This is a genomic window from Bacillus timonensis, from assembly GCF_004799755.1.
In the GTDB taxonomy this organism is placed as follows: Bacteria; Bacillota; Bacilli; order Bacillales; family Bacillaceae_L; genus Ferdinandcohnia; species Ferdinandcohnia timonensis_A.
Genome location: NZ_SLUB01000010.1, coordinates 23292 through 34928, shown reverse-complemented (window position 1 = coordinate 34928; position 11637 = coordinate 23292). Strand labels below are relative to the sequence as shown.

Sequence of the window (11637 nt, the reverse complement as noted above, 5' to 3'; positions counted from 1 at the left end):
TCCAATCATAATAAATCGAAACCACATATTTTTTCTCCTCCTTGATTTTTAAGTGTAAAAAATCAAAGAGCTTTCACCACATAATTCGACTGATAAAAAATGGGCGTCATCCATGTGGATTTTCGAATGCCTGGGTTCACATTAAGATTCACTACCATTCCTTGAAGGACGAGTAATATGGATGTGATTGAAAAAAGCACCCAAGAAATCTTTAGTTTACCATCATCATTAAAAGTAAGATTGTCATATGAAACTCCACTAATCGTTACCGTATTCTCTTGAATATCTGATGATTTAAACGCATGGGAGTGTGCAATTGTAGCTGAAAAAGACATAATTGCTACAAACATAATGATGGCAAAGATTACTTGTTTCCTCATTTTTACCATCTCCCCATTGTTAATGTTACTATCATACATCGGATGAAGTGAAAAATCTACAAAAACCTTTTTACAAAATCTGCGTAAAATTTTTCAAGGAAATTGAAAAATGTGGTAATTGTGTTACTCTAAAGAAGGGGTGTTGGAATGAGTAAAAGCAGGCGAAATCTCCTCATTGCCATTATCGGGAGTCTGCTAATTATAACTTTTGCGGTTGTGAGGATACTAGAAATCAGGGATAACCACAAACTTAACATGCAAATAGCAGAAAGTTGTATGGATAACGGTGGAACAGTCGTGTTTGAAACAAAACATATTTTGAGTCTAACCGATGTTAGTTGTGAGTAAATATAAGTATCCTTTTGAATAATTACGTATATTGGAGTTGTTTGATTATGGCAATCGAGAGAATGACTGAAGATCAATTTATGGATTCCGTTCGTTTATCAGAGTATGCCTTTCAGTATAAAGTGTCCGAAGAACAGCAAGAAGCTGTCTTTAAGAATCTTAAAAAACATCAAGTATATGGAATCTATGAAAATAGTATGTTAGCTGCAAAATTTCACCTCATTCCACTTGCAACAAATGTGGGTGAACAGTCTTTTAAAATGGGCGGAATAGCAGGTGTAGCGACATATCCGGAATATCGTAGAAGAGGCTATGTGAAGGAATTGCTTACATTTGGGCTTGAGACAATGAAGACCCAAGGGTTTACCGTGTCGATGCTGCATCCTTTTGACGTATCTTTTTATCGGAAATATGGGTGGGAGCTTTTAAGTAATCGCTTAAAAACGGTTTTTCAGCGTTCTGATTTGGTCATGCTTGAGCCTGTAGAGGGCTTCGTGAAGCGATATCTTTTTGAAAATGTTCATGTAGATGAACTAAAGACGATATATAGTCAATATGCCTCACAGTTTTCTGGAATGCTTGTACGTGAGGATCAATGGTGGAAAAGTGTGGTTGACGACTTACATATTGCGATTTACTATGATACGGCTAATCAGCCAATTGGGTATATCCTTTATGAATCCAAGGACAATAAGATGACTGTTGAGGAGTTTGTTGCCATCAATTTTGAAGCACGTCAAGGATTGTGGAATTTTATATGTCAACATGACTCCATGATTTCAGAACTCGAAATGATTACGTATGAGAAAGAACCATTGTTTTTTGCGTTAACGAAACAAAAGACAGTGAAACGAGAGATTTTTCCATATTTTATGGTTCGTATTGTCGATGTTGACTCATTTTTAAAAGAATATAAATTTACTGGAAACGAGACGTTGAGGCTTCAAATTTCAGACCCATTTGCCCCTTGGAATGAAAAAACATTCCTTGTTAAAGAGGGGGAGGTTCGTGTTACAAATGAAACAGAAAGGACACTAAAGTTGTCCATCAATGCATTATCAACGGCACTTTTTGGTCACAAGCGTCCAACTGAATTATTTGGAGCTGGAATGATTGAGGGAACGGATCAGGATATCGAAGCTTTTGAAAAAATGATTCCGAACCGCGATGCCTATATGTACGATTTCTTTTAAGGGGGAAATCCATGTTTTTAGAGCAAGCTAGGAAATTAGATAGGGAAGATCCGCTCGCAAGGTTTCAAGATGAATTTTACCTTCAACCAAATACGATTTATATGGATGGAAACTCGCTTGGCCTGTTATCGAAGCGGGCGGAACAATCATTGCTAGATTCATTGGAAGATTGGAAGGAAAATGGGATCGATGGTTGGACACAAGGGAGGCAGCCGTGGTTTTACATGTCAGAAATAGCAAGTGAATTACTGGCTCCTCTTGTTGGTGCATCTCCTGAGGAAGTAATTGTCACAGGCTCAACGACTGTAAACCTACATCAGTTAGTTGCGACTTTTTATCAGCCAAAAGGCAAACGTACCAAGATTGTAGCGGATGAATTGAATTTTCCATCAGATATTTATGCGCTTCAAAGCCAGCTTCGGATTCACGGGTTAAACCCAGAAGAACAATTAGTTCGAGTGAAAAGTCGTGATGGTCGTTATTTGGTCGAAGAGGATATCATTGATGCTATGACGGACGAAGTTGCCTTAGTGGTTTTACCATCGATCTTGTATCGCAGTGGTCAAATCTTAGATATGGAGCGCCTAACAGCTGAAGCCCATAGACGCGGAATTTTAATTGGGTTTGATGGTTGCCATTCAGTCGGTGCAATCCCTCATTCTTTTTCCAAATGGGATGTGGACTTTGCGTTTTGGTGCAATTACAAGCATCTTAACGGAGGACCTGGGGCGGTTGCTGGGTTGTATGTGAATCGAAAGCATTTTGGAGTGCTACCGGGCCTTGCAGGTTGGTTTGGGTCAAATAAAGAAAAGCAATTTGATATGGAGCATTCGTTTATCCCTGCGGATAGTGCAGGCGCGTTTCAAATCGGGACACCGCATGTGCTCAGTTTGGCTCCTCTCCTTGGTTCACTTGACATGTTTAGAGAGGCAGGGATTGAACAGATCCGAACGAAATCTCTTTTATTGACGAACTTTTTACTGGAGTTAATTGATGCAGAACTTGTAGGTATGGGATTTACGATTGGTTCACCGCGTGAGGAATACGTTAGGGGAGGACATGTTGGTCTAGAGCATAAAGAAGCAGCACGGATTTGCAAGGCGCTAAAAGAAAATGGGATTATTCCAGACTTTCGCGCTCCAAATATGATTAGACTTGCACCTGTTCCTCTTTATAATTCCTTTGAGGATGTTTGGAATGTCATTCAAATGTTAAAAACAATAATGGAAGAAAAGCAATATGAAAAATTTACAAATGAGCGGGACGTTGTAGCTTAAGGTATACCAATTTCGGTATACCTTTTACATCTTGAAGGAGGGAATTTATGTGGCAATTGCACCTTATTCGAAATTTGACACCTTTAAAAGTAAAATCTTGTCATTGCCAGTGGACTATACAGAAGAGGACCTAAAAATTGAGACGTTTTTATTGGAAAAGGACGAAAAGAAAAACCTAGAAATCTATTATGCTCCGTTTGAATACGTGAATGAAGCCGCAAAAGTTATGATTGTTGGAATCACGCCAGGCATGCATCAGATGAAACGTTCTTATTCAACGATTCTCGATCCGAGCAATAAGGGTCTGTCTGATGAACAGCTTCTTCATCAAGTCAAGAAAAACTCAAGCTTTGAAGGACCGATGAGGAAGAACTTAATTCAAATGTTGGACGAGCTTGGCTTGCACTCCTATTTAGAAATATCCTCTACAAGTGAGCTGTTTCGGGCGGCAAGTCATCTTGTTCAAACAAGTTCTGTAATTACATATCCTGTTTTTTATAAAGGGAAAAATTACAGTGGTTCGACCCCGAAAATGTTAAAAACAGATGTATTAAAGAAGTATGTGGTGGAATGTTTTGTAGAAGAAATAAAGAGTCTTCAAAATCCACTCATCATTCCTTTAGGGGTGAATGTGACCGCCGTGTTGGATTATCTTGTGGAAAGTGGCTATGTATCACCCGATTCCGTGTTATATGGTTTCCCACATACATCAGGTGGAAACGGGCACCGTCATCGCCAATTTGCCGAGAATAAAGAGCAAATGAAACAGAAACTCGCAACCTATTTTTCATGATAAAACTGCACCCTCCGAATGGGGTGCAGATTTCGTTTACTCTTCAATTTTTATGGCAATTTTTCCGAACTGTTCTGCCTCATCAATTCGCTTCAATGCGTTTGCCGTTTCTTCGAGAGGGAAAACTTGATCCAGGACTGGTTTTATTTTATGCTCATTCACAAATTGAAGCATTTCATGGAACTCTTCTGTACTCGCCATTGTGGAGCCAAGTAACGTATACTGGCCATAGAAAAATTCACGAAGATTGAAGTCCACCGTATCACCAGCAGAAGCCCCAAATGTGACCATTTTTCCACCCTTTCGGAGCTGTCCAAGGGATTTATGGAAAGTCGCTGCTCCGACTGTTTCAACTACAATATCCACTTTTTCACCATTGAGCGCTTCATTCCAGTCACTATTGCTGTCAATAGCAACATCCGCACCTAATTCGAGTGCACGCTTAAGCTTGGCTTCTGAGCGTGAGGTAACAATGACCCGAGCCCCAACTGCCTTTGCAAAAAGTAAGAGGAAAGTAACGGCCCCACTGCCGATTCCTGGTAAAAGCACGGTATCGGTAGCTTTCAGTTGTGCTCGAGAGAATAATGCACGATATGCAGTCATGGCCGCAAGCGACAATACGCCAGCTTCATCCCACGATAAATGTGCTGGCTTTGGTCCGACATTTTCCGCTGAAAGTGTGATTTTTTCGGCGAATGTTCCGTGGTCAGGTAAGCCAAGGATTTCATGACCTTCAGGAGGTGCATCACTTTTTTCTTTCCAGCCAAGTGAAGGGTTGATGATTACTTCATCTCCCACCTTAATACCATCCACACCTGGGCCTACTTCTTCAACAACCCCAGCTCCATCTGAACCAATCACTAGAGGTGGCTCTGTTTCTTTATGTCGATGTAAAACAAATAAATCACGGTGATTGAGGCCTGCACTTTTTAGTCTGACCTTCACTTCTCCTGCTTTTGGTTCTACTTCTTCGATCTCTGAATACGATGTTCCATCCATTCCGGGAACTTTATAATGCACAAACGCTTTCATATTTTAATTGCCCCTCCTCATTTGTAAGTATGATAGTTTTATTTTAATTGACCTATACAGAAAATTTCAACTTATTGGATTGTGGAGGGGGTGTTTGTTTGGAGGAGTTGGTGATCAGGAAAATTTTGCGATACCCCAAAACAAAAATCTCTTCTTCAAAATACAAATATTCTCCACCCTTATACTCAAGCCCACTTATCTAGCCTATACTTATAACAAACACCAAATCAGAAAGGGTTTTTCACACATGCAAAAGAGATTACAAGATTATGGGATTCAAATAGGTACTTTACCAACTGGACCATTTAATAAAATCACAGATGTAAAAGGTGTCAAAGTTGGGCACTCTACGATTTCAAACGGAGACATCCAAACCGGAGTTACGGCGATCATCCCCCATGAACAAAATATTTTTAACAATAAAGTGGTTGCTGCTTCATATGCTATGAATGGGTTCGGTAAGACGATGGGGACACTTCAGATCGATGAGCTTGGGACGATTGAAACACCGATTTTGTTGACGAACACACTGAGTGTGGGAGTGGTTGCAAATCATCTCATTGGCTATAGCTTAGCGCAAAATAAAGAAATTGGTGACACCACCGGAACTGTGAATTCTGTCATCGGTGAATGTAATGACATGTTTTTAAATAATATTCGTAAACAGTCCATCACTCTAGAACATGTTAGAGAAGCTATCCAAACCGCGGATACCCATTTTGAAGAGGGCAGTATTGGAGCAGGGATGGGTATGAAATGCTTTGGATTAAAAGGAGGAATCGGGTCGTCATCACGGGTTCTTACATACCCGCACGGGACGTATACTTTAGGCGTATTGGTGCTCTCGAACTTTGGGGAAATGGATCAGTTTCGTTTGAATGGAATCCATGTCGGGCCGGTTATCAAATCTAAGCTCCCCGTAAACAGTCCAGAGGGTGACAAAGGCTCAATCATGATCATAATTGCAACCGATTTACCCGTAACATCACGCCAGTTAAAGCGAATCATCAAGCGTGCTTCTGTAGGACTAAGCAGGACTGGTTCATTTATTGGGAACGGAAGTGGCGATGTTTTTATTGGTTTTTCAACTGCGAATAAAATCAGTCATGAAAACAATGGCTCATTACAGACTTTTGCTTCAATTCATGAAGATGACTTGGATCAAGCGTTTTTAGCCACGGCTGACGCGACAGAGGAGGCTATTTTACAATCATTAATTACGGCAAAAACGACTACCGGTCGGAATGGAAACACTCTTTATTCATTAGCTGAATTTATGGATGAGATACATTCAAGTGACGACGCAAATCGGAGAGTATAGACGCAAAAATTTGTGAGTTAACGCAAATCGGAGGAGCTAGACGCAAAAAATGTGTGGGTTGACGCAAATCTGCGGAGTTTGACGCAAAAACGAGCGAACTGACGCAAATCCCCGAACCGAGACGCAAAAACGACTGAACCCACGCAAATCTGAGAACCAAGACGCAAAAACTATGGAAAATGAGGAGGAGTCCAGATGAATAAACCAATAATCGGTGTGACCTCGCATGTTGAGTTGGATTCAAAACATACTCTGTCAAATGATTATATTCAAGCCGTCATTCAAGCCGGTGGTATTCCAGTTATTTTGCCAATCGGGATTGACGAGGATGTATCCCAGCTTGTTACTAAATTAGATGGACTGCTTTTAACAGGTGGAGGAGACATTGATCCGTTTCTGTTCAGGGAGGAACCGCATCCAAAGCTTGGGACGATTTCGCCTGGACGGGATGATTTGGAACCGGCCATTATTAAAGAGATGCTTGACGCGGATAAGCCAATCCTTGCGATTTGTCGAGGGATTCAGATTTTGAATATCACGCTTGGTGGGGATATGTATCAGGATATTTATTCGCAACATGAGACTCAACTGCTTCAGCATTCTCAAAAAGCGCCAAGGTATCATCTTGCCCATTTTGTAAAAGCGAAGGAAGGTAGTTTACTAGCATCGATTGCCGGCACTACCGAGTTTAAGGTAAACACGGACCACCATCAGTCGGTCCGCCATGTGCCACATCCACTCGATGTCTCTGGGGTTGCTTCAGATGGAATAATTGAGGCCATTGAAAGTACCGGTCATTCCTTTGTGTTAGGTGTGCAGTGGCATCCGGAAGGCTTGGCGGTGAGAGGTGATCAGATTTCGAAGCGTATTTTTACTAGATTTGTAGAAAGTTGTTCAGAAAAAGGAGTTTAGCTCGGCTAAACTCCTATCTCCAGTACTCCAAGTACTCATAATTATCGGTGGGAACCTTTTTAATGACTTCATTTGCTTCATTACGGTAAACCTCATACTCCCGGTAGATTTCCACTTTATTCCCGTTCACGATTTCCGTTTCAACGAACTGCATTTCTAATTCAGGAATCAGTCCCTCGACTATGTTTTTCTCCTCCGAATTTGCTGTTACTTCTTCATCAGAAGAAAGCCCAGAAACAGAAATGGCATTTTTGTATTCGAAGACATCGTCAGCTTCAATTACACCGGTGACAAATATGATAAAAGCAATGCCAGTTGCGGCCAAAAATTTATTCAATGCTACCAAACTCCTTTTCCCATGTCTACTACTCATCTATATGCATCAGGAAAAAAGATTAGGACAACTAATCCCACAGTAGTTGGTAAATAAAACACGGAGCCAGAAGAACCGTCCCTGCGGCCCCCTAGCTCCGTGGCTCCTAGCGGATGTTGGCTTTGCGGATTCCGTCAAAGATGTTGATGGCTGCGGAGACGATGAATGCGATGAGTATGGTTGCGATGAACCATGTTGTGAATTGATGCTCTTGGATTTCAAATAGGTTACTCATATATGAGATAAAGTCTTGGTTTAAGATATTGGGATTGAGGAAGATTGAAATGAATACAATGGTTGAAACTACCTGAAGGACCGTATTGAAAATGGCCGTTCTTTTCGTCCATTGTCCTTTAATAAATTTATATAGAGTCAATGCGATTTCCAAACCAATCATAGCTAGAACAATCGGCCAAAATCCAAGCAACACCTCTTGATTTAAAGCAGGGGTTACAAATTCAAGACCATCATTACGGCTTTCATAGACACCTAGTAGTTGATTGGCATAAAAATATACGGTTGCCCAAATAGCTGTCCACAATAAACCACCAAAAACTTCAAATTTAGAGATTGCCTTTTTCTTAGGAATATAGGTGATATTTTTCAAATCATCTGGAGTCCATTTTTGTAGGCTAGTGGTTAGTGGCTGATCATCTTTTCCTTTATCCACTCTTTCAATTATGGCGAACACTAGTGTAAACCAAAAGAATGTTTGCATCGCAACGTCGATCATTCTCCAAATTCCCAAACCAATTAAGTCCAAAACCACATTGATTATCGCATCTTCACCTTGATACCCGATAAAAAATTCGGCAATCACGGTGATGAGAGCAACTACAGCGGCAATCGGTACAATCATTTTTAGTAAGTTGACGTACACGTCAAAATAACGAGGACCAATTAGGTGCATAGGACGGTCGCGATAATTATTAGCCAACTTTGCGGGGCTTCCTAATTTCTCGAGTACGGTTTTGACATCTTCTTCGTTGTAATCATCAGGCAACATATCCTCAATGGTCGATCGTAGTTCAAGTGCGATATCATCACGCATTTTTTCAGGAAGTCGTCTCGTAACCTCCTGAATGTAGATATCAATCAGATTCATACTCTTCCTCTCCCTCTAAAAGGCTGTATAGCTCTTTTGAATTTTGAATCCATTCCTTTTTTAACTGTAAAAAGATCTCGAGCCCGTATTCACTTAATACATAGTACTTACGGGGTCTGCTTTCAGTTGTATCCCAGCTGCTCGTCACCAATTCTTGTTTTTCGAGGCGACGTAGCAGGGGATATAAGGTACTTTGGTCAATGGCAATTCCGGAGCCCTCTAATAATTGAACAAGTGAATATCCATATTGAGGGGTTCGTAATTGACTTAAAACCGCTAGTGTCAACGTACCTCTTCTGAGTTCAGTCATTAATGAGTTTAATAAGTTACTCATTCACCCACCTCATTTTTTATTACTATATGTCATACAGTATTTAATTTATACTATGTATCGTACACTATTGTTGTTCCGAAAGCAATGACCCAATTTAAAATAATGACAGATTTTTTTCGTATGGTATAATAAAGACAATTAAATATGAGTAGGGGAGCTCACACATGTGGGCTGAGAGTAAGCGAAATGTAGCTTAGACCCTTTAACCTGATTTGGATAATGCCAACGTAGGGATTTTGTGAAAGTATGTGCGTTCATGCGGTATATCTATTTTAGGTATGCCGCATTTTTTATTTTGGATAGGAGGATGAAGGATGTTTGAAAAGATTTTAGCTAATGTTAGGGAAAACACGCCGCTTGTACATAATATTACAAACTATGTGACGGTAAATGACGTTGCAAATATGGTCCTTGCTTGTGGGGGTTCACCAATTATGGCAGATGATCCAAAGGAAGTGGCCGATATTACGAATATTTGTAATGCGCTTGTCATTAATATTGGAACTTTAAACGAGCGTACGATTGAATCGATGATTTTAGCAGGACAGGCTGCTAATAAAGTAGGGATCCCGGTTATTTTAGACCCAGTTGGGGCAGGTGCATCTAGCCTAAGAACAAACACAGTCTACCGTCTATTAAACGAAGTTCAGTTCTCCGTAATCCGAGGGAATCTTTCTGAAATAAAAACCGTACATGCGGGCAGTGGCAATACAAAAGGCGTGGATGCAGCCGCAGAAGATGTCATCAATGAAGGAAATCTTGATGAAATGGTTCAATTTGCAAAAATGGTAAGCGAGCAAACACGTGCTGTTATCGCTATTACGGGTGCGATTGATATCGTGGCAAATAAGGATGAAGCCTATGTCATCAGAAATGGCCATCCAATGATGTCAAAAATTACAGGAACAGGTTGTATGCTTACATCCGTTGTCGCTGCTTATTGTGGCGCAAATCCTCAGGAAATTTTAAAAAGTACGGCCGCTGCAGTGAGTGCGATGGGATATTGCGGAGAACTTGCACACCAAAAGGTAGAAGAATTAAACGGTGGAACTTCATCATTTAGAACGTACTTGATAGATTGGATGAGCAAGCTAGACTTTACATTACTCCAAGGTGGGATGAACATTGAAAATCGATAAAAATGCCATGCTTTTATATGCGGTAACCGACCGTGCTTGGACAGGCAATCAGACGTTAGTTGAGCAGGTAGAAGCTGCATTAGTGGGTGGAATTACCTTTCTTCAACTTAGAGAAAAAAACCTCGGGTATGATGAATTTTTACAGGAAGCCATTGAACTAAAAAAGCTAACGGATTTCTATCATGTTCCATTTGTTATTAACGATAATGTTGAGATTGCGCTAGCATGTGATGCAGATGGGGTGCATGTAGGGCAAGAGGATATGCCGGTTGAAAAAGTTCGGGACTTGATTGGACGAGATAAAATTCTTGGCGTTTCTGCTCAAAATGTAGAACAAGCCATTGCCGCTGAAAAAGCGGGTGCGGATTATCTTGGTATTGGGTCTGTATTTCCAACGAGCACAAAGTCGGATGCAAAACCGATGACTTTTGAAACGGTTCAAGAAATTTGCCGAAGTGTTTCGATTCCAATCGTTGCAATCGGCGGTATTACGAAAACCAATATCTTAGAATTGAGTGGCAGTGGGGTAGATGGCGTTGCTGTTGTATCCGCAATTTTTGCACAGTCTGATATCACCGTAGCCACAAAAGCATTACGTAAGCTTTCAACTGAGATGGTAGGGAGAGATTGACATGAAAAAGGTATTGACGATTGCTGGCTCTGACTGTAGTGGGGGAGCAGGGATTCAAGCCGATATTAAAACGATCACCGCTCATAAAATGTATGCAATGAGTGCTATCACGGCTCTGACTGCTCAAAATACAACAGGGGTATACGGAGTGCTTGATTCGACTCCTGAATTTGTTGGCCAACAGTTAGATTGTATTATGACTGATATTTTTCCGGATAGTGTAAAAATTGGGATGGTGTCCTCACCTGAGATTATAGCTAAAATTGTGGAAAAGCTAGAAGAATATCAACCTTCGAATATTGTCGTGGATCCGGTCATGATTTCTACAAGTGGTAGTAGACTATTGAGTGAATCCGCGATGGATGCCCTGATTTCGAGATTGATTCCACTTGCTACAATCATTACTCCTAATATTCATGAGGCGGAAGCGCTTTGTGATATAGAAATTCACTCGAAGGAAGACATGCAAGTGGCGGCTCAAAAATTATCTGACATGTATAAGGGCGCGATTTTGATCAAAGGGGGTCATCTTGAGGATACAGCAGATGATCTCTTATATAGTGATGGGGAGTTCACATGGTTCCCAGGAGGTCGTATTGATAACCCGAATACACATGGTACAGGTTGTACGTTATCTTCAGCGATCGCTTGTAATTTAGCAAATGGCTTGGATATAAAGTCAAGTATTCAAGAGGCAAAACGGTATATTACAGGAGCTTTAGAAGCGGGACTAGACCTTGGAAAGGGAAGCGGACCGCTTAATCATTGCTATGCCTTAAAGAACTAAAAAATGGAGCAG

General features: G+C 40.8%; 14 protein-coding genes and 1 riboswitch. Of the genes, 9 read left to right on the top strand and 5 right to left on the bottom strand.

What is annotated here, in order from left to right:
• Positions 1–62 precede the first annotated feature (62 nt).
• Complete coding sequence (locus E1I69_RS08000) at positions 63–380, bottom strand: hypothetical protein (protein WP_136379087.1); 318 nt, start codon at positions 378–380, stop codon at positions 63–65.
• Positions 381–527: 147 nt separating this feature from the next.
• Between E1I69_RS08000 and E1I69_RS07995 the strand changes: the two genes are divergently transcribed.
• From E1I69_RS07995 to E1I69_RS07980, 4 genes are read left to right on the top strand one after another with little or no spacing between them, the layout of a single operon-like run.
• A complete protein-coding gene (locus tag E1I69_RS07995) occupies positions 528–728 on the top strand; it encodes a hypothetical protein (RefSeq protein WP_136379086.1) in 201 nt (66 codons plus the stop codon).
• Positions 729–775: 47 nt separating this feature from the next.
• A complete protein-coding gene (locus E1I69_RS07990; RefSeq protein WP_136379085.1) occupies positions 776–1921 on the top strand; it encodes a GNAT family N-acetyltransferase in 1146 nt (381 codons plus the stop codon).
• Between the two features lie 11 nt (positions 1922–1932).
• Positions 1933–3198: a kynureninase gene (kynU, locus tag E1I69_RS07985; protein ID WP_136379084.1), complete on the top strand. Its 1266-nt coding sequence runs from the start codon at positions 1933–1935 to the stop codon at positions 3196–3198.
• A 49-nt stretch (positions 3199–3247) separates the two neighbouring features.
• The gene (locus E1I69_RS07980; protein WP_136379083.1) at positions 3248–3991 is read left to right on the top strand and encodes a hypothetical protein; all 744 of its coding nucleotides are present in this window, start codon (positions 3248–3250) and stop codon (positions 3989–3991) included.
• 36 nt (positions 3992–4027) lie between these two features.
• On the opposite strand, the gene E1I69_RS07975 is transcribed toward E1I69_RS07980, so the two are convergent.
• On the bottom strand, positions 4028–5023 hold the full coding sequence (locus E1I69_RS07975) for a zinc-binding dehydrogenase (RefSeq protein ID WP_136379082.1): 996 nt from the start codon (positions 5021–5023) through the stop codon (positions 4028–4030).
• A 247-nt stretch (positions 5024–5270) separates the two neighbouring features.
• Here E1I69_RS07975 and E1I69_RS07970 point away from each other — a divergent pair, with 247 nt between their 5' ends.
• Positions 5271–6344, top strand: a complete 1074-nt coding sequence (locus tag E1I69_RS07970) for a P1 family peptidase (protein WP_136379081.1) — start codon at positions 5271–5273, stop codon at positions 6342–6344.
• Between the two features lie 195 nt (positions 6345–6539).
• The gene (locus tag E1I69_RS07965; RefSeq protein ID WP_136379080.1) at positions 6540–7256 is read left to right on the top strand and encodes a gamma-glutamyl-gamma-aminobutyrate hydrolase family protein; all 717 of its coding nucleotides are present in this window, start codon (positions 6540–6542) and stop codon (positions 7254–7256) included.
• 13 nt (positions 7257–7269) lie between these two features.
• On the opposite strand, the gene E1I69_RS07960 is transcribed toward E1I69_RS07965, so the two are convergent.
• From E1I69_RS07960 to E1I69_RS07950, 3 genes are all read right to left on the bottom strand, one after another.
• Positions 7270–7593, bottom strand: a complete 324-nt coding sequence (locus E1I69_RS07960; protein ID WP_136379079.1) for a hypothetical protein — start codon at positions 7591–7593, stop codon at positions 7270–7272.
• Between the two features lie 142 nt (positions 7594–7735).
• Positions 7736–8734, bottom strand: coding sequence for an HAAS signaling domain-containing protein (locus E1I69_RS07955; RefSeq protein ID WP_136379078.1), 999 nt, complete (start codon positions 8732–8734; stop codon positions 7736–7738).
• On the bottom strand, positions 8721–9068 hold the full coding sequence (locus tag E1I69_RS07950; RefSeq protein WP_136379077.1) for a PadR family transcriptional regulator: 348 nt from the start codon (positions 9066–9068) through the stop codon (positions 8721–8723). The genes E1I69_RS07955 and E1I69_RS07950 overlap by 14 nt, the downstream gene beginning before the upstream one ends.
• Positions 9069–9208: 140 nt before the next feature.
• Positions 9209–9319: riboswitch (TPP riboswitch) on the top strand.
• A gap of 63 nt (positions 9320–9382) precedes the next feature.
• Here E1I69_RS07950 and thiM point away from each other — a divergent pair.
• Genes thiM through thiD form a run of 3 tightly spaced genes read left to right on the top strand, consistent with a single transcriptional unit; the run spans position 9383 to position 11625 of the window.
• On the top strand, positions 9383–10207 hold the full coding sequence (gene thiM, locus E1I69_RS07945) for a hydroxyethylthiazole kinase (protein ID WP_136379076.1): 825 nt from the start codon (positions 9383–9385) through the stop codon (positions 10205–10207).
• Positions 10194–10838 (top strand): thiamine phosphate synthase, encoded by a 645-nt coding sequence (gene thiE, locus E1I69_RS07940; RefSeq protein WP_136379075.1) that lies wholly within the window; start codon positions 10194–10196, stop codon positions 10836–10838. The genes thiM and thiE overlap by 14 nt, the downstream gene beginning before the upstream one ends.
• Before the next feature lies 1 nt (position 10839).
• Positions 10840–11625, top strand: a complete 786-nt coding sequence (gene thiD / locus E1I69_RS07935) for a bifunctional hydroxymethylpyrimidine kinase/phosphomethylpyrimidine kinase (protein ID WP_136379074.1) — start codon at positions 10840–10842, stop codon at positions 11623–11625.
• Positions 11626–11637 lie beyond the last annotated feature (12 nt).

Coding starts and splice junctions, on each gene's coding strand:
- E1I69_RS08000 (WP_136379087.1), bottom strand. CDS start 380: ATGAGGAAACAAGTAATCTTTGCCATCATTATGTTTGTAGCAATTATG.
- E1I69_RS07995 (WP_136379086.1), top strand. CDS start 528: ATGAGTAAAAGCAGGCGAAATCTCCTCATTGCCATTATCGGGAGTCTG.
- E1I69_RS07990 (WP_136379085.1), top strand. CDS start 776: ATGGCAATCGAGAGAATGACTGAAGATCAATTTATGGATTCCGTTCGT.
- kynU (WP_136379084.1), top strand. CDS start 1,933: ATGTTTTTAGAGCAAGCTAGGAAATTAGATAGGGAAGATCCGCTCGCA.
- E1I69_RS07975 (WP_136379082.1), bottom strand. CDS start 5,023: ATGAAAGCGTTTGTGCATTATAAAGTTCCCGGAATGGATGGAACATCG.
- E1I69_RS07970 (WP_136379081.1), top strand. CDS start 5,271: ATGCAAAAGAGATTACAAGATTATGGGATTCAAATAGGTACTTTACCA.
- E1I69_RS07965 (WP_136379080.1), top strand. CDS start 6,540: ATGAATAAACCAATAATCGGTGTGACCTCGCATGTTGAGTTGGATTCA.
- E1I69_RS07955 (WP_136379078.1), bottom strand. CDS start 8,734: ATGAATCTGATTGATATCTACATTCAGGAGGTTACGAGACGACTTCCT.
- E1I69_RS07950 (WP_136379077.1), bottom strand. CDS start 9,068: ATGAGTAACTTATTAAACTCATTAATGACTGAACTCAGAAGAGGTACG.
- thiM (WP_136379076.1), top strand. CDS start 9,383: ATGTTTGAAAAGATTTTAGCTAATGTTAGGGAAAACACGCCGCTTGTA.
- thiD (WP_136379074.1), top strand. CDS start 10,840: ATGAAAAAGGTATTGACGATTGCTGGCTCTGACTGTAGTGGGGGAGCA.